The following is a 22,114-nucleotide window of genomic DNA, read 5'->3' as shown; positions in this document are numbered from 1 at the left end:
CTTTGCGTTTATTATTCTTTTTTACTCTATCGCACACGCAGCAATAGTATTCTACGAATCAAATATTTATACCAATCCGCATAGATAAGTGCTAACCGACGACATAGCGCTTTTGAAAAAGCAACGCCCTCGTAATGACATTAGCGACATATGAGTTAATTATACTAATTGTGAATAGCGCGACACCTATTTGAAAACTATTTTCAAGATTACCACAGGTAGAAGAAGTCATAGGAAAGAGGTGAACATGCTTTTAAAACCAAAACACATCGCGTTATTGTTCACGCTGGCAATTGCAGTATCTGCAATGTGATAAGCACGAAGGCGTTTCAACATGGAAATGCCCTTCGAAAGCGATCTTAAGTCGCAGTGTTTTTTGCTAGACTTGACGTAGGATTCTTTAGGTTAACGTTTAAAAAACTCAAAGCTTAGCGGGTACACCCACAACTCCCCTTTGTTCGCTTTGACTGCTGCCACGATAGCAAAGACGATGTTCATTAATCCAAGAGCGATGAAGCCTAGGGCTCCTATGATAATCAGCGTCAAGACAAAACAAATAACAGAGTAAATGAGCAAGCTTATTAACCAATTCGCTGTCACCCTGCCGTGCTGATTGATGTCTTCGTTTTGATCTTTGTGAGCAATCCATAGCACGATAGGCAATATGATACCTAAGCCAGGTATAATGAAACTGGATAACTGAGAAACATGAATGAGTGTACAGTAGCTTCGAGCGTTCAAGCCCCAGTAGAGTGGTTCTTCCGTTGACATAATGGTCCTTTTTATTGCGTTGGTTTGATTTGATAAATATAGGCGTTTTCAGTGTGACCGGCATCAAGCTTAACAGAAACAATGACCCGCTCATATTGATCTCCTTCAAACTCATCCAGCATGGCCCAGTTTTCGGCAAGTTGAGTAGACGTTAGCATCATGCCCTTCACCTCTTCTTTTGCTTCAGTTAGATCAGAAATAACAATTCCTGGAAACCCCATAGCTGCTCCCCACCCTTGTTGAACTAAGTGCCCTTCTACCGTACCAGACTGCCACTGGCCATCAATATGGGCGACGATATGGTGATTTGGGCAATTAGGAGCAAGGCTTCCGTAAATAAACAACCTTTCTAAATCAGGTGTAGCAGACGTTACATTGTCATTGTTTTGCATTACTTTGACCCATTATTAAAAAACTTTTCGTCAGGTGTTGAGGCAAATTTAAAAACAGGCCCCAACCGTTCGCATTTCTAGTTATAAATTGCCTAAAAAAGCCAGTGCTTTTGTGAGAGTAATATCGAATTTGTTTTACAAAAGCAACACAGCGTTACACAATGCTAGAGCATGTCTATGTGAACGTCGATTCACGTAAAAAACACAATAATTAAAGGACAAAGTATGCTCAATCACAAACGTACTCTGATAGCAGCATTGGTAAGCGTTTCGCTTATGGGGTGTGGCGAAAGTACAACACAGACAGAAACTAAACCACAACTCACTGCACAAGACGCCAAGCAGTTTTTAACACAGGCGCAAAATGATATTGCAAAAATGCAAGTTCCTGCCGCGCACGCCGAGTGGAGCTACGCCACGAATATCAATTTCGATACAGCAGCAGTCAGTGCTTACTTTAATGAAGTGCTTTCTACCAAGGTTGCAAAGTTAGCTAAAGAAGCGGCGAAATTTAACGATGTAGACGTAGATGCCGACACCCGCAGACAGCTTGATCTACTTAAAAACAGTTTAACAATGCCGCCGCCGGCAGATGCCGAAAAAGCAGAGCGGCTTGCAAAAATTGGTTCTGACTTAAGTGCCATGTACGGCTCTGGTGAGTATTGCAGCGAAGATGGTACGTGCAAAAGCTTGGTTGAAATGAGCTCTGAAATGGCCACCCTACGCGATGCTGACAAGCTACTAGAATATTGGACAGGCTGGCGTGAAGTATCTAAACCAATGGCAGGACTCTATGCAGAACAAGTATCGCTTGCCAATGAAGGCGCTGCAGAGCTAGGTTTTGAAAACGTCAGCGCCTTGTGGCGTGGAAAGTACGATATGCCAGCAGATGAATTTCCCAAGGAATTGGATCGCTTATGGACGCAAGTAGAGCCTTTCTACGAGTCACTACATTGCCATGTGCGCGCTAAGCTAGGTGAACACTATGGCGAAGACGTAGTACCTCAAGACAAACCAATCCCAGCCCATTTATTAGGTAACATGTGGGCACAGTCGTGGGGGAATATTTACGATATCGTTAAACCTCAGCAAGAAATGAAAGTTCCTGATGTTACAGGCGCATTAGCTGAACAGGGGTATGACGAAATCGCCATGGTTAAACAAGCAGAGTCATTTTTCTCATCACTTGGCTTTGAAGAACTTCCAGATACCTTTTGGGAACGCTCTATGTTTCAAAAGCCTGAAGGCCGTGACGTTCAGTGTCATGCCTCTGCGTGGGATTTAGATGACAAAGACGATCTTCGTATAAAGATGTGTATTCAAAAGACTGGCGAAGAATTTAACGTTATTCACCACGAATTAGGTCACAACTACTATCAACGCGCTTATAAAGACCAACCACTTCTTTACCGTGGTTCGGCAAACGACGGCTTCCACGAGGCTATTGGCGACACCATCGCTTTATCAATAACACCTAAGTACCTTAAGCAAATCGAGTTAATTGATGAGATCCCAGACGCATCAAACGATATCGGTATGTTAATGCAAGTTGCGTTAGACAAGATTGCCTTCATTCCCTTTGGTCTGATGGTTGACCAATGGCGCTGGAAAGTGATGTCAGGTGAAGTAACACCTGAACAATACAATCAACTATGGTGGGAATTGAGAGAAAAGTATCAGGGTGTGATGGCGCCTGTTGAGCGCAGCGCCGACGCATTTGATCCGGGTGCAAAATATCACGTGCCTGCTAACGTACCTTATACACGCTATTTTCTAGCGCATATCCTTCAATTCCAGTTCCATAAAGCACTGTGTGACATTGCAGGTGATGAGGGCCCGCTTAACCGTTGTTCTATCTACGGCAGTGAAGAAGCCGGTAAAGCACTTAACGAAATGCTAGAGATGGGTATGAGCCAACCTTGGCAAAATGCGTTAGAAACACTGACAGGCTCACCGCAAATGGATGCCAGTACTATCGCTGACTACTTTGCGCCACTAAAAACGTGGTTAGATGAGCAAAATGCTACACGCCAGTGTGGCTGGTAACTATATCCGTTATGATTAGCCACTGGCTAACATAATTCATGCAGTCCAAAAAGCCTCGAATTTCGAGGCTTTTTTTGTTGAATTTAAACTTTTGTACCATTGTAAGAGCGGTAGATTAGCGTAACGTTAGTGTATAAATTTTATGTAATTTTTGATTATATTATGCGCACCTTGTTGGTACTTTCGCTTTTCATAGTTTTTACTGCAACTTGCAGCCTACCTGCACGCGCGAAACCTATTGCCCCAGCGTTTCACTCCTACAATATGGATAGTGGTATCGCCCACGTATCCATTTCAGATATTGCGGAAGATAAGTATGGTTTTCTGTGGTTGGCATCACAGTCTGGTGTCGATAAATTTGACGGCTATACATTTCGAAACTTCGGCTTGTGGGGAGAAGACAAGTCAACAGGCCTCCAGACCCTGTTCGCCCTCCAGATAGAGGCAAGCTTAGACGGTCAATACCTTTGGGTGGGGACATATAGCGGGCTGAGCCGTATAGATGTTGATACTGAGTCGTTCAAGCACTACACGTTACCAGCGTCAGAGCCTTTCAATAAACAGGTAATTAATAGGATCAAGACCACCCACAATGGCCAGCTTTGGATTGTCTCTGAACGAAACCTTTACACTTACTCTCCAGACTCAGACAGTGTAGAGCTGGTCAGCTACCTTCCCAGTACCACGAGTACGCTGACAGACATAGAACTTATCGGTAACACGCTTTATGTCACTTCCACCTCGGGCCTGTATAAACTTGATCCGTTTAAGAAGTCTCTTGAGTTAGTGGCTTTTGAAAACATGAACTTTACTCGACTGGTGGCAGCAGAAAAATCTCAATTCTGGTTGGGTACCGCTACCCACGGCGCATGTTTGTTCAATCCCGACGAGCAAAGCACTATCATCGACAAAAGCTGTACCTCTGAAACTCACGGATTATCTGATAACTACGTTACAGACATCTTATTAAAGGACAACGGTGATATATGGGTTTCTACTCAGCGTGGGCTGAATATTTTAACGTCACATAACCCTAACTCTGTGCTGCGTGCACCGATTAACGAGAAAGATGCGGCCAAAGAGAGAATTTCAAGCCTTTATCAAACGAAAGCTGGGCTGGTTGTCGTTGGCACCAGAGACGATGGGTTCGCGATCAGTAACCCTCTGCTTAGCAACTTCTACTCTCAGGAAATAGGCGAAGGACGAATCATCTCCTCTTTATCGAATTACAAAGAAAACCAAGTATGGGTAGCGAACGAAAAGGGCCTTTGGCTTTACGACACGATAAGTAAAACTCAAGAAGGCCCATTTACTTCCAATGGTGCATTTGCGAGTAGCGAAGACACTAACGATAAGCTGTTGAGCGTGTTTTATCATACAAAGAGCGATGCATTATGGGTAACCACACGCACAGGCCTCGCCAAACTGAACCCCCAGACCAGAAACCTAGAATTTGTTGCGCTGAATGGTAAGTCAGGTTACAGCATTAATATCGATGATGACGGAGACATTTGGTATGGCGGCTACAGCGATGGATTGTTTGTATATCGCCCGTCAGAAGATAGGGTAATAAAGCAATGGCCATTGTCGCTGACAACGAGAATTGTTTTGGACGACAATGAAAACGCATGGTTAAGTACGGTATCCGGTTTATTTGTTGCGAATAAACTGACTGGAGACTTAACCAGCGTCAGTGAGTTTACGGACAAGATTTCAGATCAAACTGTAGTGACGTGGATTTCTCAGTCGAAACGCGGTGGTTATTGGATAGGAACGCAAGCAGCTGGACTCTTCTTTATGTCTAAAGAAGGCAGTGATTTGTCAACGATTAAAGTGACACAAATTAAGCCTGAAAGTCGATTGAGCAATGTATCCATCGGGGCAATTGTTGAAGATGATGAATATGGGCTTTGGATCTCTACAATTGAGGGGATTGCGTATTTAGCACCTGACTTGTCTACCCTTTCTTATTTCGGTGCAGAAAACGGCGCACTGTCTACGGGTTACTATATTGGCTCTGTTACCGTAACTGAAAATAACACAATAATGTTTGGTGGAGCGGAAGGCGTAACACAATTTACCCCTTCACAAGTGGCAAATGTAAAGTGGTCACCTGGAGTGCACCTCACAAACGTTGAAACGGTGAGTAGGAACGAGCAAAACGGAACAACCTATCAGCAAAGACAGCGCCTAGACGAGGTAATCGAACTTAAACATAACGATATTGCACTCACTATAGAATTTGCCGCCACTGATTATATGAATGCAAACGAACTTAGGTATGCCTATAAACTCGCAGACTTTGAGAACAGCTGGCGCTTTACTGACTACAAGACAAGAACGGCCACCTACACCAACTTGGACCCAGGACGCTACCGCTTCACTGTTAAAGCTATAAATCAAGAGAATGAATGGAGCACCAATGCAGCGCAACTTGAAATAGTTGTAGTTCCACCGTGGTGGGATAAGCCTATATGGCGTGTGGCGATTACCCTGCTAGGCATGCTGTTGATTTCATCGATGGTGTGGCTGAGGATAGCATCGTTGAAAAAGCGCTCTGCTGAACTTGCACTAAAAGTTGAGGAAAAAACCCGAGACTTAGAAGCGGTCGTAGAAAAGTTGACGCAGCTTTCAACTCAGGACGCATTGACGGGTCTCAAAAATCGTCGCTACTTTACACAAAGAGCCAAGGCAGCATGGCAAAATTATAAACGCCACAATCATACTTTCTCCTTGCTAATTGTTGATATTGATTTCTTTAAGCGTATTAACGATGAATACGGTCATCATGTGGGTGACACAGTACTGGTCAAAATAGCTAGGATCCTGGAAGATAGTTTAAGAGAAAGTGATGTTATTGCGCGATGGGGCGGTGAGGAGTTTCTTATATTGCTGCCTTCATTAAAGGTACAAGAAGCGTTTTGGGTGGCAGAAAAGCTACGTAAAACTGTCGCGGATTACGAAATCGATGCTCCCCCCTACTCTGTATCGGCTACCATAACCTGTGGTGTAGCGGATATACGAGATTACGATAGCGTCGAGGCTTGCATCCACGCCATCGATAAAAAGCTATATGTCGGCAAAGAATCAGGCCGAAATGCGGTGATAAAATAGCCGCTGGCTGATCAACGTACCCTTTAGTTTCTCTTCCCCCCATTGCATTGCCGTTTAAATGGCAATGCATGCAGGCAAACGTTTTGTCATGCATTTTATCGCAGTAATTGATCGCTTTCCTTTTTACCCGCCTATGTATTGTGAATTCTTAAGTAGCTTAAGATGAGCGAAATCACCCACAAGGAGGATGAAAACATGGCAAATGTATTAGTAATCGGCGCTTCAGGCCAAATTGGTAAGCAAGCAACAGTGAAATTGTTGGATGCTGGTCACAAAGTCGTAGCGCCAGTAAGAAGCCCAGACAAACTGTCAGATATCCAAAATGCCAACCTCACAGTGGTTGAGCAGGATTTAGAAAAAGATTTTTCAGCACACTTTGAAGGTGTGGACGTTGCGGTATTCACAGCAGGTTCAGGCGGTAGCACTGGCGCAGATAAAACACTTATGATTGATCTTTGGGCGGCCCGCAACGCGGTTAACTATGCAAAAGCGGCGGGGACACCCAAATTTGTTATGGTTAGTTCTATTGGTGCAGACGATCCTGACGCCGTGGAGTCAGCAATAAAACCATATTTGGTTGCCAAACACATGGCCGACGAGCATTTAATTAATAGCGGCTTACATCACGTAATTCTTCGACCTGGCACTTTATTAAATGAACCGGGCACGCATTTAGTACGAACCGATATGCCAAGCAATAGGGACGATGCTGTAATACCAAGAGAAGATGTAGCGACAGCTATTGTCGAAAGCGTTGCAAGAGAAAGTAATGCTGACTTGATCACCTATTTATTTAAAGGTGATACACCAATTTCCCATATTTTCTAGGTGAGCGACTTTTCTAGGTGATCGACGCCCTCTCATTTGCCAACGCGTTATCGCGTCTATTCAAGCTAGAGAGGGCTTACTTTTTGCTTAGGTCGCCGGTTTGTATACTGCTGACTTAGGTGGTGCCCAGAATAGGCAGTATCATGCACTCAATATGTGCCTACTTAGAGACTAGAGGTGGTTACCTACGGTATCAATGACTGGCTAACCCAGTTGCCATTTCCGTCTTTTTGATGCCACTCTCGACTTTGAGGGTTACCTCTCAAATTCAGGTAATCTACGCTATCAATAGCTAGCATGATCACGCAAAAGTAAGGTGGAACTACACCAAAATCCCCTTCAACCTGTAGTGCCGAACCATCGTTTCTTGGCGTGCCGGGCTCGCCCCACAAAAACTGCTTTTTGCCTGCATCTGACAATTTATTCCAGTGCTGAGTAACTAAGTCAGCATCTTGATGTAACGTTTTTATTGTTGCAGTACAAGAGAAGCGATATTGCTCCCTGGTTTTAGAAAAATACCAACAAACCTGCGAGTGAGGATTCTGGCCAAGCTGGTCATATTTATCTGAGCGGGTGTCAGAAATAACCACCAGTTGGTTGTCGTCGGTGATCCCTCTAAAAACCACGGTACGGCAGTACGGTACACCACTACCGTCCACAGTAGCTAACTGAAAGTAACGACTTTCTGGCATACTGCGAGTTTGGTGAAGACTCTTTGTCAACCCTTGTCGCCACTGGGGCATAACCACCTCCGAGAGTAAAATCGCCTATACTTACCGCAACGCGGCTTTCTTCTTCGCAGCTAAAGAAAACAGCGTGTAGAAGTTTTGCGTGGTAATTTCAGCTAATTCTTTTACCGTCACGCCTTTAAGCTCAGCAATAAATTCTGCCACTTCTACCACGTAACCTGGCTGGTTTTGTTTACCTCGATGAGGAACTGGCGCAAGCCATGGTGAGTCAGTTTCAATAAGTAGTCGCTCTAAAGGGATCGCTTTTACCACTTCACGCAATTCATCTGCTGAATTAAAGGTTACGATGCCTGAAATAGAGATATAGAAGTCCATCTCTATTGCTGCCAGCGCCATGTCTAATGACTCAGTAAAGCAATGCAAAACACCTTTAGTGTGCGCAGCTTTGTGTTGGCGGAGTAAGTTAATGGTGTCTTCCCGTGCATCCCGCGTATGAATAATTAACGGCTTTTTAGTTTCGTTAGCTACTTTGATGTGGTCGACGAAAGACGTTAGCTGGACTTCTTTACTTTCCGGACTATAAAAATAGTCCAGCCCAGTTTCGCCAATGGCTACCACTTCTTCACGCTGCGCCTTCTCTAACAGTTCTTCATAGCTACACGCTTCATCTTGATGTAGTGGGTGCACACCACAAGATACTGATACATCTTCAAACTGACTTACAGCTGCTAACATGCTGTCGTAATCACCAACAGATACGCACACACAAAGGAAGTGTTCAACACCTCGGGTTCTTGCGAAATTTAAGGTTTCAGCCAGCTCTTCTGGCCCTTGCTTAAGTCGGTCTAAGTGACAATGAGAATCTACGAACAAACTACACCTGTTTTAAAAAATTGCTGTTAGACAAAAGGGCTTCGACAAGCCAGCGTTTGCCTATTAACGTTGAAATTGCTTTAGTAACCCAAAAAGTACCATTGATTTGTTAACACCTGCGTGCTGCAGCGTTCTTACCGCATCAACACACGCTTCATAGCGTTTAAAATCAACAGCCTGTTGACGTTTTATGTATTCGTCATGGGCCATCTGTTGACACCACAATGCGATTTGAGGCGCATTGTCCTGCCACTTATTCGCAAGCGTTTGTACTTGCAAATTTGCATCGCCTGCTAAGAGCGCTTGCATACCATCGCTAAAATTGCGATAGCTAATGTCTTCTTCACCACTGAGGGCCTCTTCTACGCGAAGAGGAGCATAGCCATAAGCTGCCAGTAACGCTTCGCTTGCATCTTCTACGCCCTTAGCGTTTAAGTAGTTCAAACTATCTGACACTGACGGGAGTGAGAGTATCTGCCGTTCACATCGACTTAATATGGTCGGCATAATTTTATTGATACTGTCAGTGATCAGCAGCAAGAAGGTATTATTTGTGGGTTCTTCTAAGGTTTTCAACAGTGCATTAGCTGCCGCTTCCGTCATGGTATCGGCACGGGGAATCAACAACACTTTATTGCCCCCCATTTGCGCAGTACCTGATAGCTTACCAATGCCCTCGCGAATTTTATCCACACCTAACTGCTTTTCACTTTCTAAAACATGAAAGTCTGGGTGGTTTCCAGCTTGCCTCAAATGGCAACTTTGACACTGTTCACATGGCCCATTTATGCTTGGCTGCTTACACAATAGCGCATTGCTTAACCCTAACGCGAGTTGGTATTTTCCAATTCCCTTTGGCCCTGTCAGCAATAAACCATGGTGTAGTTTCTTTGCCATATATCGCGACAGTAACGTCGAGAACGTTGTAGCAAACCAAGGCATTACTTGCATTAACCTTTCCCCTGCTGGCTTTCGCTACTTGTGTTCTTCACATAGTCATTGATAATCGCAATCACGTCTTGATGAACCTTTTCCATAGGCTGCATTGCACTGACCACGACGATAGATTCATCTTGCTTAGCAAGAGACAAGTATTTTGCACGAGTTCGTTCGAAAAAGGCGAGCCCCGCTTGCTCAATGCGGTCAAGCTCCCCTCGCCCGCGGGCGCGCTCTAGTCCAACCGCAGGCTCGACATCCAGATATAAAGTTAAATCTGGCTTAAACCCTTTAAGGGCGATATCGCTGATGGCCGACATTGTTTTTCCACTGACGCCCCGACCACCGCCTTGATAGGCTTGAGATGACAGGTCGTGTCTGTCACCTACCACCCACGCACCAGCATCAAGTGATGGTAAGATTTTATTGGTAAGTAATTGCACACGCGCCGCATACATAAGAAGTAGTTCAGTCTCCTCACTCACGGTCTCATCCCAGTCGTGTTTTACACATTCTCGAATGGCTTCTGCCATCGGTGTGCCGCCTGGCTCACGAGTTTGCTCAACGCGCTTTCCTGCACCTTTTAATGCTTGAACAATCAGCCCAATCACTGAGCTTTTTCCTGCCCCTTCAAGGCCTTCAACTACAATAAACTTTCCGCGCATTACTTTTTAAACTCTGTTTTTATTTAGCTATAACGTATCGGTTGTCTGCATCAATACGGCTATCGTTTTAACTGGTATTTTCGCACAGCTGCATTGTGTTCAGCTAGTGTCGTAGAAAATTGATGGCTGCCATCGCCCTTCGCCACAAAATAGAGTGCATCCGTTGTCAGTGGGTGCAACGCAGCGTGAATGGCGGCCTTGCCTGCCATCGCGATAGGCGTAGGTGGGAGCCCTTTAATAACATAGGTATTGTAAGGCGTTGCTGTTCGCAAGTGCTTACGGGTAATGTTTCCGTCAAACGTAGGACCGATACCATAAATCACGGTGGGATCAGTTTGAAGACGCATATTTCTGTTTAGCCTATTGACGAAAACGCCTGAAATCATGTCACGTTCCGCAGGCACAGCCGTTTCTTTTTCAATGATACTCGCTAAGATAAGAGCCTCGTAAGGTGTGGCTAACGGCAGTTCGGCATCCCGTAATTCCCATTCGCTAGAGACAAAGTCAATTAGCGCGCGGTGTGCTCTTTTCAATACCTCGCTTGCGGTTGTGCCTTTGGTAAAGAAATACGTATCAGCCAAATATACGCCCTCTGTCTGCGAAACGTTTTCGCAACACCAATCTACACTATTATCCTGAGTGAGCTGGTTTAATTTCCCTTCATTTAAATCAAACACCAAATCTGTGTTTTGTTTAAGCGCCTCAAGCCACTGTGCAAGAGTTAGCCCTTCAACTAGACTCACTGCGAAGAGATGCTCATCGCCCTCAGTAAACAAGGTAAACACATCTACTAGTGACTGCCCTGGGCGCAGCATGTAGGTGCCAGACTTAACAGACGTACTGCCTGCAAAGAATTTGAGCCACACCTTAGCAACAAAGGGCGACACATCGGTCATGCCTATTTTACGCAAGTGTTTCACCGTACGATAAGCGTTACTGCCGCTCTCTATCGTAAATAAGGTTTCACTTTTTAATGCTAGTTCATCGGTAACCTTGCTCGAGACATACATTACGCCAGAGGCTGCCCCAACAACGGCAAGCATGAAAAGAGATAATAGAATAACAATTACCCGCTTCATGCTTGAACTTCCCCTTTCTTCATTGCTTTACATTCCATTTTATTTCTTTTTACTACTAATCTGGTGAAGCTCGTAAAACGTTGACGAACCCCGTTGTGAGAAGTGCGTTTTAGTTAATTTTGAAGCGCAGTCTGAAGCCGTGTCTTTAGCGCTACAATCGCATCGCTTCTTACATCAAAATCGACATAAGAGAAATCCGGCATTTGTATTTTCTGTACCGGCATTACGCCCATTAGTGCATTGGTAATTACCACTGCACTCGCTTTTCGCAAATAAGAAAGGTCATATTCCCCCACGTGAAGCGAACAATTGTCGTTTAACAGCGAATCAATAAGACACTGCCTGACTACGCCATTGACACCGCTTCCCTTCAAAGACGGGGTATACCATTGTTCATTGAGGTAGAAAAATACATTGCCAGCACTCGCTTCAATAATGTTATCTTGGGTATCGCAAACAATAGCATCGTGTACGCCAGCGTCGTCTACTTCGTGCTTAATTAAGACTTGTTCTAGCCTGTTCATATGCTTTACACCCGCAAGCAATGGTTGAATGGCTAACCGCGTTTGTGCGCATATTACCGTTGCACCTTCCTTCGCAAGACTATCGTAATGGACAGGGTAAGGGTGCTGGCTAAATCTGACTAATGCTTCACTGTCTTCGCTTCGCGCATACCCCCTTCCGGCTTGACCTCCCGACACGTGAACTTTTAGCACATATTTTGGAGAAGCGTTATCACCTGAACCGCTCTTTATCGTCTTAACCTGTTCAGCAATTGCGGCTTCAAGCGCGCGGATATCAATATTGAGCTTGATGGCTGCCGCATCGTGCTCTAAACGTGAAATATGATAAGGCAATAATTCTACTTGATGTTCACTTACCAACAATGTGGTAAACACACCGTCGCCATAATTAAACGCCCTGTCACTTGATGAAATAGGCGTAGCGCTAGGAATAATTCTCACTGCCTACTCTTGTTCGCCGTTATTGTGGTTGTTGGAAGTATACCAACTTGCGTTGGTCAGACAACGTCTAGCTGAATTGATTTGGCTGTAGCTGTGCTCAAAGAGACCTGAGTTTTATGATATTTACTGCGAGATTTAACTGTATAAACAACAAAAGGCAGCCGAAGCTGCCTTTTAACTTTGTGTGAAGTTCACTTAATCAGCGATAATCACGCTATATTAGATACGCCGTATTAGATACGCTTGAAAATCAATGAGCCGTTCGTACCGCCAAACCCGAATGAGTTACACAGTGCGTAGTCTTCATTGAATGCTTTCGCTTTGTGTGCAACAAAGTCTAAGTCGCAGCCTTCACCTGGTTCATCCAAGTTAATGGTTGGCGGCGCCATTTTGTCACGCAGTGCCAAAATAGTGAAAATTGCCTCAACTGAACCGGCGGCCCCTAGCAAATGGCCTGTCATTGACTTGGTAGAGCTAACAAGTAGCTTGTGAGCATGGTCATTGAACACGCGTTTTACTGCTGCCACTTCCGCAATGTCACCTGCAGGCGTAGACGTACCATGTGCGTTAACATAGCCGATTTCGCTTGCATCCAACTTCGCATCATTTATCGCGTTTTGCATAGACGCTGCCGCACCTTCGCCATCTTCAGGTGGAGAAGTCATGTGGTATGCGTCGCCGCTCATGCCAAAACCAACCAGTTCTGCATAAATGGTCGCGCCACGCGCTTTTGCAGCTTCGTATTCTTCTAGCATTACCACGCCAGCGCCCTCACCCATGACAAAACCATCGCGGTCTTTATCCCATGGGCGGCTTGCTGCTTGTGGGTTGTCGTTGCGAGATGACAACGCACGTGCTGCGGCAAAACCAGCCATGCCTAGCGGAGTAATAGACGCTTCTGCGCCTCCGGCCAACATGGCATCAGCATCGCCATAAGCAATTGTTCTTGCGGCAATACCAATGTTATGAACGCCTGTTGTACAAGCAGTCACAACGTTTAAATTCGGTCCTTTCAACCCTTCCATGATAGACAAAAAGCCTGAGATCATGTTGGTAATGGTTGAAGGTACAAAAAATGGCGATACGCGCTTAGGACCGCTATTTGTCAGTTTCAAATGGTTTTGTTCAATTTGTTCTAAACCACCAATACCTGAACCAATAGCTACACCTACACGATGCGCATTATCTTGTGAAATAGTTAAACCAGAATCGACCAAGGCTTGCTTGCCTGCTGCTATACCCAGCTGGATAAAGCGGTCCATTTTCTTGGTTTCTTTCTTTTCAATGTATTCCTGCGGATCAAAATCATTAATTTGACCTGCGAAACGGGTTGAATAGTTACTACAATCGAAATGGGTGATTTCACCGATGCCGCTTTCGCCCGCGAGCAATTTGCGCCATGTGTCTTCGCTATTAAGACCTAATGGTGAAAGCATTCCAAGACCAGTAACCACTACGCGACGTTTTGTCACAAAAAGCCCTCGCTTTGGAACTAAGGTAGGAGATACAAAAACGGCTCTGTTAGAAGAGCCGTTTTGTCGCTACTTAAGACTTAAGCGTCTTTGTTAGCGTTGATGTAATCAATTGCTGATTGAACAGTAGTAATTTTTTCTGCTTCTTCGTCAGGAATTTCAGTATCGAATTCTTCTTCCAAAGCCATTACTAGCTCAACAGTGTCAAGTGAATCAGCGCCTAAATCGTCAACGAATGAAGCTTCTGCTTTTACTTCTTCTTCTTTCACGCCAAGTTGTTCAACGATGATTTTCTTAACGCGTTCTTCAATGTTACTCATAATTCTAGGTTTCCCTTAAACGTCACTAGATAATAAAAGTGCCGCTAGTTTATTTTGCAAGGTGCATCCTTGCAAGCACCAGTTTAAACAAATTTTCTGGTCAAACCAGCGACATTCGAAATTCGTAAAATACTATTTTTACATCCAAGTTCGGGTAAATACCACCCCAAACTAAGGAAAATTCGCAATTTTTGCGAATTTACCCCATATACATACCACCATTTACATGGATAGTTTCGCCTGTAATATAGGCTGCACCATCGCTTACTAAAAAGGCAACAGTGGCTGCAATTTCATCAGGCTCGCCTAATCGGTTAGCCGGAATATCTTTGAAAATGGCTTCTTTTTGGTCATCCGTCAGCGCTTTTGTCATATCGGTATCGATAAAACCAGGCGCTACAACGTTGATGGTAATACCACGAGAAGCCACTTCACGCGCCATAGATTTAGAAAAACCAATGACCCCTGCTTTCGCTGCAGCGTAGTTTGCCTGTCCGGCATTACCTGCACTGCCCACCACTGAACCAATGTTCACGATGCGACCAAAACGCTTCTTCATCATACCGCGAAGTACCGCTTTTGACAGTGTGAAAATTGAGGTTAAGTTAGTGTCGATAATATCCTGCCACTCGTCATCTTTCATGCGCATTAGCAGATTATCACGTGTGATACCGGCATTATTGACCAAGATATCGATACCACCATGTGCTTCATTGATCGCTTTAATCGTGGTATCTACGCTTTCTTTGTCGGTGACATTTAGCGCAAAGCCCTTGCCGCCGAATTCAGAAAGATAATCGCTAATTGCTTGTGCACCATTTTCACTGGTTGCTGTGCCGATAACCGTAGCACCTTGCTGTGCAAGCTGCGTAGCAATCGCTTTGCCTATACCTCGGCTTGCGCCGGTAACAAGCGCAATTTTACCGTCTAATTGACTCATTGCGTTTCCTTATTGTTTTAATGCTTCAACACCATCAGGTGTATTAACTGCAAGAGATTCTAGGCTCTTGTCGATACGTTTGTTCAATCCAGTAAGTACTTTACCAGGACCTACTTCAATAACGCGCTCAACGCCCGCTGCCGCCAAGTATTCAACAGTACGCGTCCATTGAACGGGGCAATATAGTTGTCTCACTAATGCGTTCTTGATTGCATCACCTTGGGTTTCAATAGTGACATCAACATTATTCACGATATTGATTGCAGGCTCATTAACGTTCAATGACGATAACGCGTCTTCTAACTTGTCTGCTGCAGGACGCATTAACTCACAGTGTGAAGGAACGCTTACCGCAAGAGGAAGTGCGCGCTTAGCGCCCGCTTCTTTACACGCATTAGCAGCTTGCTCGGCGGCGTTCTTTTCCCCTGCAATAACCACTTGGCCTGGAGAGTTGAAGTTAACTGGTGCAACCACATCGCCTGTAGCAATAGCAGTTTGCTGACAAATATCCGCAATGGCGGCATCGTCTAATCCGATAATGGCATACATGGCACCCGCACCTGCTGGTACAGCTTCTTGCATGTATTTACCACGGGCTTCCACAAGCTTGATAGCATCAGCAAAATCCATGGCGCCGCCACATACTAATGCTGAGTACTCACCAAGGCTGTGACCCGCTAGGTAATCTACGTCTATGCCCTGCTCGCGAATAACACGCCAAATTGCTACGCTAGCAGCAAGCAACGCTGGTTGAGTGATATGGGTTTCGTTAAGTTTACCGTCTGTATCATTTTGGACTAAATCCCACAGATCGTAGCCGAGCGCGTCAGAGGCTTCTTTAAACGTTGCTTCGATAATCGGAGAAGTCTCAGCAAGTTCCTTTAGCATACCTACGCTTTGAGAACCTTGTCCTGGAAATACACAGGCTGTCTTTGTCATGTCGATTCCTTATTATTTTTAATTTACTAGAAGCGAGAAAACGTCGGAGTTGGAGTGCCCCTTAACGAGGCAAATATCTGCAAGGCTAATAGCGTACAAGCGCCGATGCCCAAGCAAATCCGCCTCCGAATGCTTCTAGTAATAAATGCTGTCCGCGTTGAATGCGCCCGTCTCTGATAGCTGTATCAAGCGCTGTAGGCACAGTAGCAGCAGAGGTATTACCATACTGCTCTAACGTAAGCACTACTTGATCAAGAGACATATTCAGCTTTTTAGCTGTCGCTTTAATAATTCTAAAGTTTGCTTGGTGAGGTACTAACCAGTCAAGATCAGATTTTTGCATACCGTTGGCAGCAAGGGTTTGTTCTACCACTTCTGAAAGCTTGGTTACCGCAACCTTAAAGACTTCATTACCACGCATCACACCCCAGTTCTCGTGAACCGACTGCTCGTCACCACGGGTTGGATTACCCACGTACAGCAAATCGCCATGAGAGCCTGATGCGTTGATATGTGTGGAAAGAATGCCAGGTTCATCACTTGCTTCAATAATCGTCGCGCCTGCTGCATCGCCAAATAAGATAACCATGGTTCTGTCTTCAGGGTTTATCAAGCGGCTCAAACAGTCGGTACCGACTACAAGAATACGTTTCGCCATGCCAGACTTAATGTATTGATCGGCAACACTTAATGCGTAGCAATAGCCTGCACATGCAGCAGCTACATCAAATGCAGGGATACCGTCAATATCAAGAATGCGTTGAATTTCACATGCTGTGCTTGGAAGCGCATAGCGACCACTCGTGGTGGCACACACAATCATGTCGATAGATTTCGGGTCAATGCCAGCCATCTCAATGGCTTTCTTACTGGCTTCTGCCCCCATGGTAGCAGCGGTTTCATCTGCTCCAATAATACGTCGCTCTTTTATCCCGGTACGGTCAGTGATCCATTCGTCACTGGTGTCCACCATTTGCTCTAAATCTGCGTTTGTACGCACGTCGCTGGGATAATAGCTACCTGTTCCTATAAAGCGTGAATATTTGCTCAAAGCTGCTCCAACAATACCGTTTCTATCTTTGTCTTTATCTTTTCAGGTAAATGCATCTTTGCTTCTTTCATTGCTTGCACGATGGCGTAATAAAAGGCGTCTTTTTGTGCATTTCCGTGACTCTTGATAACAATGCCGCGCAATCCTATCAGACTCGCACCGTTATACTGGTCGGGGTTCACGCTGTTATAGATAGATTTCAGTAATGGGAAGGCAATTTTTGCCAATAATCGGGTATAAAAGTTCTTCTGTGACTGGCGTTTTACTTCGTTTATCACTAACTTAGCCAGCCCTTCGCTCGATTTAAGCGCTACATTTCCGGTAAAACCGTCTGTTACCACTACATCGGCATGATCGGTGAAAATGTCATCGCCTTCTACATAACCAATATAGTTTATGCCTGGCGCGTCTTTAAAAAGCTGGTCGGCAGATTTTACCTGCGCGTTACCTTTAATATCTTCTTCGCCTACGTTCAACAAGGCAACCCGTGGCGATGCTATGCCCGCCACCTCTTGCGCAAGCACTGAACCCATAACACCGTACTGGAAAAGTATTTCAGGCGTACAGTTCACGTTTGCGCCTAAATCCAAAAGAAAAACGTTATGGTGCCCTGTCGTAGGCATCATATTAATAAGTGCGGGCCTATCAATACCTGATAAGGTTTTAAGCAAATAGAACGATAAGGTAAGCAATGCACCGGTATTACCTGCGCTTACACACGCGTTAGCCTCGCCACTTTCGACAAGCTCAATAACGCGACGCATGGAAGAATCTTTCTTATTTCGTAGCGCTGACGTAGGCGCTTCGCCCATCTCAACGACTTGTGAGCAATGCACAATAGTAACGCGGTTGCGCTCAGAATCAGTAAGGGGCTGTATACCTGCTTTGATGGTATCTTCATCACCGCATAGCGTGAAGTGCACGTCTGGGTGAAGTTGAATAGCCTTTACGGCTGCGGGAAGGATAACAGGGGGACCATGATCGCCCCCCATGATATCTAACGCGATGGTTAGTTTAGACAAAATGTAGTCGCCGTATTACGCGCCGATTACTTTCTTGCCTTTGTAATAACCGTCAGCGGTCACGTGGTGACGACGGTGAGTTTCGCCCGACGTTGAATCGACAGACAAAGTCGCGCCTGTCAATGCATCGTGTGAGCGACGCATACCGCGCTTAGAACGCGTTTTACGATTTTGTTGTACTGCCATAACTTACTCCTGGTCTCGCTTAAGTTCTTTCAAAACCGCGAAAGGGTTTTGTCGCTCTTGTTCCGGTTCAATCTTTCCAAACGACATATCGTCCTGCTTCACTGTACACTCCGACTCTGCATGAAGGGGCACAATTGGCAAAGATAACAGTAGCTCGTCTTCAAAAATTTGAAGCAGATTAACTTCTCCGTGGTCGTTGACCTCTACCGGTTCGTAAGCCTCGGGAATGATGTCATCGCTTTCCTGTTCGTCTCCCTGCACTGGAGTAAAACAGAATTCCGCTTCCACGGGATAATCGAGTTCACCATTACACCTTTGACAGATAAGTGTTACCTGCGTGGCTAGATGGCCGTGAAAGACAGTAAGACCCTGCGCGTCTTTTTCGAACTGTACTTCTGCGTCCACATAGTCATTGCATCGGACAACTGCTTCACTCAATCGTTCCATATCTTTAGACGCAATCACGCCCCGGTAATCGGAACGTTTCATGGCACTTTTAGTCGGTTCAACCGAATGAGGGAGTTTCACTTTCTGCATAGGGCGCGCATGATATAGGGTCAACCCCTTCCTGTCAAAGCAAAATTGCGTTTTAACCTACAATAAAACTCTGTATGTGGTACGCAGTGATAATGTAACATTGTACTACTAACTGAAAGTACGCAACATATTGATTTTATAAAAGGAGTAATTGTGGCCTCCCTTGTTCTTGCCTCATCATCGCAATACCGAAAAATGTTGCTCGCCAACATTGGTATTCAGGTAGACACCCACGCACCAGATATTGACGAAACGCCCTTTGCGAACGAAAGCCCTACTGCATTGAGTTTACGTTTAGCCGAACAAAAGGCGCACAAGGTTGCCGCTGAATTAGAAAAGGTAATTAACGACACCATTATTATAGGTAGTGATCAAGTAGCTTTGGTCCAAGCCGATGCGGGCCCGCAGCTACTTGGCAAGCCTGGCACGTTTGAAAATGCAGTAAACCAGCTAATGGCATGCCAAGGTAAGCAAGTGTCATTTTATACTGCACTTTGCCTTCACCAACCTAGCGCCAATAAAACGATAACGCAGGTAGATGAAACACGCGTTTTCTTTCGGCATAACAGTGAAACTGCCATTCGCGCCTATGTAGATAAAGAGCAACCACTCGATTGCGCCGGCAGTTTTAAAAGCGAAGGTTTGGGTGTATTACTGTTCGATAAAATAGAAAGCCGCGACCCTAACAGTTTAATCGGTCTTCCGATAATGCTGCTAAATGAATTACTGAGCGCACACTTCGATGTCGATTTATTAGCAATGGCTGCACAGTAAGCCACTAATTCTGTCAGAGCAGTTGTATCAAAGCAGTGCTACAAACCAGCGCTATTTGAATAGCGCTGTTTCTAGTTCACTTATAGAGTGTACAAGTGCTACAGGTAACAACGCTTCTAAATGAACCTGCGCGTGAACGCCATATGACACACCTATCCTATCCATACCAATCGTTTTCGCCATTTGCATGTCGTAGGTTGTGTCACCAATCATCACGGCGTCTTCTATTTTTACACTAAGTTCATCAAGTAACTGTAGCAGCATGTCGGGCGAAGGCTTTGATTCTGCCTCATCGGCGGTACGTGACGCACTAAAGAAAGGTCCCGTCCCTGTTTGTGCCCACGCTCGATCAAGACCGCGGCGCGCTTTACCTGTCGCAACGGCCAATGTGCATCCCGCTTCTTTCAAATTGCTAAGTAACTGTTCAACGCCATCAAACAAAGGACACGGCGTTATATCGCGAGTGACAAATGCCTCTTTATAGGCGGCGACTAAACGCTCGGCTAACTCATCGTCTTTGATATTAAAAAGCTGTTTAATGGCAGGCTTTAAACTTATACCAATAATGTGACCTACTTCGTCGTAGGTAGGAACAGGCATATCACACTGCTTTGCAGCAAGCTGCATGCAGCTAACAATTTTTGCCGCCGAATCCATGAGCGTGCCATCCCAATCGAAGATAACAAGTTTGTACTTAGGCAGTGTTTTATCTAACGAAATGAAAGGCTGTGTTTCCACAGCCTGTTTTTTTGAATGCATAACTTACAGCGCTTTAAGTGTATTTGAGAGAGTGTCGTCTAATGGCGCGGTAAATGTTACGCGCTCTTCAGTCGCTGGGTGCAGCAGTGAAATACTGCGAGCGTGAAGGAACAGTCTGTTCAGTCCTTTTTGGCGCATTGCCGCGTCGAAATCCGCATCACCGTATTTTGGGTCACAAGCAATAGGATGACCCGCATGCAAACAGTGAACGCGAATTTGGTGGGTTCTACCTGTAATAGGCGACGCTTCAACCAAGGTTGCACCCGCGTATTCCTCTAATATGCGATAGCGAGTTTCTGACGGTTTACCATCGTCGCTTACACTTACCATGCGCTCACCCGATTGCAGCACATTTTTACGAAGCGGCGCTTTAACTTTAAATCGAGTTTTAGGCCACTCACCTGCAACTAGCGCATTATATCGCTTGTCCATTTTGCCAGTGCGAAGCTGCTCATGCATGTGGCGAAGGGCAGAACGTTTTTTAGCAATTAAAATGCAGCCCGACGTGTCACGGTCTAATCGGTGTACCAATTCCATAAATTTGGCATCGGGACGCAAGGCTCTTAAGCCTTCGATTAAACCAAAACTCAAGCCACTTCCTCCGTGAACTGCCATTCCCGATGGCTTGTTGATAACAAGTATACGGTCGTCCTCGAAAAGGATATGCGACTCTAATGATGCAATTTTATCGAGCTTTGGCGATGGCGCAGGCGCACCTTCCGACACGCGAACCGGTGGAATTCTGATTAAATCGTCGGCTTGTAACTTATATTCAGGCTTAACACGACCTTTATTCACCCGCACTTCACCTTTGCGTAAAATGCGATAAATCATGCTTTTCGGCACACCTTTTAGCTGGGTGCGCAAAAAATTATCGATACGTTGACCAGCCAAGTCGGCTTCAACCGTTACAAAACGTACTTTTTGGGGAGCTTCTTCTTTCATAGAAGCATTATACCCTATTGCAAAGTGCCCAACATACTGAAAGTTACGTTTTACTAAATAATTATTATATCAGCGCTTAGCTAGGACTTAGAAAACCCACCTTTGCGCATACTTTTTATCCAAAGCGCATGTTTTCTGTATTTAACATCTCAATTTATGGGATTTATTCATTCGCTTTCCTTGCTAAAATTTGACTTTTAGTGCGATAATTATCGATGTTTTTAACACGATGAAATTCACGTAAAAAAAAAGGTGTGGAACAGGCATTTCGTTGCCGCACTTTAACAATGTGAAACACAGCGTTATAAAAACAACAACAAGACCGAAAATCAGCACGCATCTGAGTGTGTTGTTTTAACTTGTAAACGATAAAAGCATGGTTTGAGCGTCGGTGACATCAGCAATGATAAGTGTTCGATGAAATAACACATTCATACCGACCCCGCGAGAGAGGCAACGACTACACTGCCGTAAAAAGCGAGGCCATGCTTGCGAACATAAAATAAGTTTGCCGTTTAGCTAACAGAATTAAATGACAATTGAGTGGCAAAAATGATGCCGCTTGAAAAAATGAAATGAGTAATAAGGGCTAGTCGCTCCCGACATCCTTAAAGCAGTGTGAACATGAATGCATCTGTACGATTATACGTGTCAATTCACGATCGTATGGGTTTGCGCTTAAGATAAAGGCGCTTGTTTATTCGCGTGAGTGTTTGCCCACCAGGGATAATGCGACGTTACAACAAGGTCCCCGTCCAGCCGTGAGGTTGCGCGGTGAGGGTTTGCACATGTCACTTTAATTTTGTGTCTT

22 protein-coding genes are annotated in these 22,114 nt (G+C 45.0%); 4 read left to right on the top strand and 18 right to left on the bottom strand.

What is annotated here, in order from left to right:
- Nucleotides 1–405: 405 nt before the first annotated feature.
- Both BZA03_RS03675 and BZA03_RS03670 read right to left on the bottom strand, forming a co-directional pair.
- Nucleotides 406–771: a DUF4870 domain-containing protein gene (locus BZA03_RS03675; protein WP_014949226.1), complete on the bottom strand. Its 366-nt coding sequence runs from the start codon at nt 769–771 to the stop codon at nt 406–408.
- An 11-nt stretch (nt 772–782) separates the two neighbouring features.
- A complete protein-coding gene (locus tag BZA03_RS03670; protein WP_110288001.1) occupies nt 783–1,163 on the bottom strand; it encodes a gamma-glutamylcyclotransferase family protein in 381 nt (126 codons plus the stop codon).
- A gap of 225 nt (nt 1,164–1,388) precedes the next feature.
- Between BZA03_RS03670 and BZA03_RS03665 the strand changes: the two genes are divergently transcribed.
- The 3 genes from BZA03_RS03665 to BZA03_RS03655 all read left to right on the top strand — a co-directional run bounded on the left by BZA03_RS03665 (nt 1,389) and on the right by BZA03_RS03655 (nt 7,151).
- Nucleotides 1,389–3,209, top strand: a complete 1,821-nt coding sequence (locus BZA03_RS03665; RefSeq protein WP_014976329.1) for a M2 family metallopeptidase — start codon at nt 1,389–1,391, stop codon at nt 3,207–3,209.
- Between the two features lie 162 nt (nt 3,210–3,371).
- Entirely contained in the window at nt 3,372–6,323 is a 2,952-nt protein-coding gene (locus tag BZA03_RS03660; RefSeq protein WP_258364572.1) for a ligand-binding sensor domain-containing diguanylate cyclase, read from the top strand.
- A gap of 195 nt (nt 6,324–6,518) precedes the next feature.
- Nucleotides 6,519–7,151, top strand: a complete 633-nt coding sequence (locus BZA03_RS03655; RefSeq protein ID WP_014949222.1) for an SDR family oxidoreductase — start codon at nt 6,519–6,521, stop codon at nt 7,149–7,151.
- A 185-nt stretch (nt 7,152–7,336) separates the two neighbouring features.
- On the opposite strand, the gene BZA03_RS03650 is transcribed toward BZA03_RS03655, so the two are convergent.
- The 14 genes from BZA03_RS03650 to yceD all read right to left on the bottom strand — a co-directional run bounded on the left by BZA03_RS03650 (nt 7,337) and on the right by yceD (nt 18,825).
- On the bottom strand, nt 7,337–7,894 hold the full coding sequence (locus BZA03_RS03650) for a pyridoxamine 5'-phosphate oxidase family protein (protein ID WP_110287999.1): 558 nt from the start codon (nt 7,892–7,894) through the stop codon (nt 7,337–7,339).
- 30 nt (nt 7,895–7,924) lie between these two features.
- The gene (locus tag BZA03_RS03645) at nt 7,925–8,713 is read right to left on the bottom strand and encodes a TatD family hydrolase (protein WP_110287998.1); all 789 of its coding nucleotides are present in this window, start codon (nt 8,711–8,713) and stop codon (nt 7,925–7,927) included.
- Between the two features lie 63 nt (nt 8,714–8,776).
- On the bottom strand, nt 8,777–9,664 hold the full coding sequence (gene holB, locus BZA03_RS03640) for a DNA polymerase III subunit delta' (RefSeq protein ID WP_014979119.1): 888 nt from the start codon (nt 9,662–9,664) through the stop codon (nt 8,777–8,779).
- A complete protein-coding gene (gene tmk, locus BZA03_RS03635) occupies nt 9,664–10,314 on the bottom strand; it encodes a dTMP kinase (protein WP_110287997.1) in 651 nt (216 codons plus the stop codon). The genes holB and tmk overlap by 1 nt, the downstream gene beginning before the upstream one ends.
- A gap of 59 nt (nt 10,315–10,373) precedes the next feature.
- Complete coding sequence (gene mltG, locus BZA03_RS03630) at nt 10,374–11,393, bottom strand: endolytic transglycosylase MltG (protein ID WP_110287996.1); 1,020 nt, start codon at nt 11,391–11,393, stop codon at nt 10,374–10,376.
- Nucleotides 11,394–11,506: 113 nt separating this feature from the next.
- Complete coding sequence (pabC, locus tag BZA03_RS03625) at nt 11,507–12,358, bottom strand: aminodeoxychorismate lyase (protein WP_110287995.1); 852 nt, start codon at nt 12,356–12,358, stop codon at nt 11,507–11,509.
- Nucleotides 12,359–12,591: 233 nt separating this feature from the next.
- On the bottom strand, nt 12,592–13,830 hold the full coding sequence (gene fabF / locus BZA03_RS03620) for a beta-ketoacyl-ACP synthase II (RefSeq protein ID WP_014949215.1): 1,239 nt from the start codon (nt 13,828–13,830) through the stop codon (nt 12,592–12,594).
- An 80-nt stretch (nt 13,831–13,910) separates the two neighbouring features.
- Nucleotides 13,911–14,150 (bottom strand): acyl carrier protein, encoded by a 240-nt coding sequence (acpP, locus tag BZA03_RS03615; protein ID WP_012518211.1) that lies wholly within the window; start codon nt 14,148–14,150, stop codon nt 13,911–13,913.
- Nucleotides 14,151–14,349: 199 nt separating this feature from the next.
- Nucleotides 14,350–15,090, bottom strand: coding sequence for a 3-oxoacyl-ACP reductase FabG (gene fabG / locus BZA03_RS03610; RefSeq protein ID WP_014976326.1), 741 nt, complete (start codon nt 15,088–15,090; stop codon nt 14,350–14,352).
- Nucleotides 15,091–15,099: 9 nt separating this feature from the next.
- Complete coding sequence (gene fabD, locus BZA03_RS03605; RefSeq protein ID WP_014949213.1) at nt 15,100–16,029, bottom strand: ACP S-malonyltransferase; 930 nt, start codon at nt 16,027–16,029, stop codon at nt 15,100–15,102.
- A gap of 85 nt (nt 16,030–16,114) precedes the next feature.
- Nucleotides 16,115–17,080: a beta-ketoacyl-ACP synthase III gene (locus BZA03_RS03600; RefSeq protein WP_014949212.1), complete on the bottom strand. Its 966-nt coding sequence runs from the start codon at nt 17,078–17,080 to the stop codon at nt 16,115–16,117.
- Nucleotides 17,077–18,102: a phosphate acyltransferase PlsX gene (gene plsX / locus BZA03_RS03595; RefSeq protein WP_039232484.1), complete on the bottom strand. Its 1,026-nt coding sequence runs from the start codon at nt 18,100–18,102 to the stop codon at nt 17,077–17,079. The genes BZA03_RS03600 and plsX overlap by 4 nt, the downstream gene beginning before the upstream one ends.
- Before the next feature lie 15 nt (nt 18,103–18,117).
- Nucleotides 18,118–18,288, bottom strand: coding sequence for a 50S ribosomal protein L32 (rpmF, locus tag BZA03_RS03590; RefSeq protein ID WP_012518206.1), 171 nt, complete (start codon nt 18,286–18,288; stop codon nt 18,118–18,120).
- 3 nt (nt 18,289–18,291) lie between these two features.
- Nucleotides 18,292–18,825, bottom strand: a complete 534-nt coding sequence (gene yceD, locus BZA03_RS03585; RefSeq protein WP_049588743.1) for a 23S rRNA accumulation protein YceD — start codon at nt 18,823–18,825, stop codon at nt 18,292–18,294.
- Between the two features lie 153 nt (nt 18,826–18,978).
- On the opposite strand from yceD, the gene BZA03_RS03580 reads away from it, so the two are divergent.
- Nucleotides 18,979–19,599, top strand: coding sequence for a nucleoside triphosphate pyrophosphatase (locus tag BZA03_RS03580; RefSeq protein ID WP_110287994.1), 621 nt, complete (start codon nt 18,979–18,981; stop codon nt 19,597–19,599).
- Between the two features lie 51 nt (nt 19,600–19,650).
- On the opposite strand, the gene BZA03_RS03575 is transcribed toward BZA03_RS03580, so the two are convergent.
- Entirely contained in the window at nt 19,651–20,358 is a 708-nt protein-coding gene (locus BZA03_RS03575) for an HAD family hydrolase (RefSeq protein WP_039232479.1), read from the bottom strand.
- 3 nt (nt 20,359–20,361) lie between these two features.
- Nucleotides 20,362–21,303, bottom strand: coding sequence for a 23S rRNA pseudouridine(955/2504/2580) synthase RluC (gene rluC / locus BZA03_RS03570; protein ID WP_014979112.1), 942 nt, complete (start codon nt 21,301–21,303; stop codon nt 20,362–20,364).
- Nucleotides 21,304–22,114: the final 811 nt, after the last annotated feature.

Origin of the sequence: Alteromonas sp. I10 (genome assembly GCF_003201515.1) — a bacterium.
In the GTDB taxonomy this organism is placed as follows: Bacteria; Pseudomonadota; Gammaproteobacteria; order Enterobacterales; family Alteromonadaceae; genus Alteromonas; species Alteromonas macleodii.
This window is presented reverse-complemented; position numbering and strand designations above follow the sequence as displayed.

Coding starts and splice junctions, on each gene's coding strand:
- BZA03_RS03675 (WP_014949226.1), bottom strand. CDS start 771: ATGTCAACGGAAGAACCACTCTACTGGGGCTTGAACGCTCGAAGCTAC.
- BZA03_RS03670 (WP_110288001.1), bottom strand. CDS start 1,163: ATGCAAAACAATGACAATGTAACGTCTGCTACACCTGATTTAGAAAGG.
- BZA03_RS03665 (WP_014976329.1), top strand. CDS start 1,389: ATGCTCAATCACAAACGTACTCTGATAGCAGCATTGGTAAGCGTTTCG.
- BZA03_RS03660 (WP_258364572.1), top strand. CDS start 3,372: ATGCGCACCTTGTTGGTACTTTCGCTTTTCATAGTTTTTACTGCAACT.
- BZA03_RS03655 (WP_014949222.1), top strand. CDS start 6,519: ATGGCAAATGTATTAGTAATCGGCGCTTCAGGCCAAATTGGTAAGCAA.
- BZA03_RS03650 (WP_110287999.1), bottom strand. CDS start 7,894: ATGCCCCAGTGGCGACAAGGGTTGACAAAGAGTCTTCACCAAACTCGC.
- holB (WP_014979119.1), bottom strand. CDS start 9,664: ATGCAAGTAATGCCTTGGTTTGCTACAACGTTCTCGACGTTACTGTCG.
- tmk (WP_110287997.1), bottom strand. CDS start 10,314: ATGCGCGGAAAGTTTATTGTAGTTGAAGGCCTTGAAGGGGCAGGAAAA.
- mltG (WP_110287996.1), bottom strand. CDS start 11,393: ATGAAGCGGGTAATTGTTATTCTATTATCTCTTTTCATGCTTGCCGTT.
- acpP (WP_012518211.1), bottom strand. CDS start 14,150: ATGAGTAACATTGAAGAACGCGTTAAGAAAATCATCGTTGAACAACTT.
- fabG (WP_014976326.1), bottom strand. CDS start 15,090: ATGAGTCAATTAGACGGTAAAATTGCGCTTGTTACCGGCGCAAGCCGA.
- fabD (WP_014949213.1), bottom strand. CDS start 16,029: ATGACAAAGACAGCCTGTGTATTTCCAGGACAAGGTTCTCAAAGCGTA.
- rpmF (WP_012518206.1), bottom strand. CDS start 18,288: ATGGCAGTACAACAAAATCGTAAAACGCGTTCTAAGCGCGGTATGCGT.
- yceD (WP_049588743.1), bottom strand. CDS start 18,825: ATGCAGAAAGTGAAACTCCCTCATTCGGTTGAACCGACTAAAAGTGCC.
- BZA03_RS03575 (WP_039232479.1), bottom strand. CDS start 20,358: ATGCATTCAAAAAAACAGGCTGTGGAAACACAGCCTTTCATTTCGTTA.
- rluC (WP_014979112.1), bottom strand. CDS start 21,303: ATGAAAGAAGAAGCTCCCCAAAAAGTACGTTTTGTAACGGTTGAAGCC.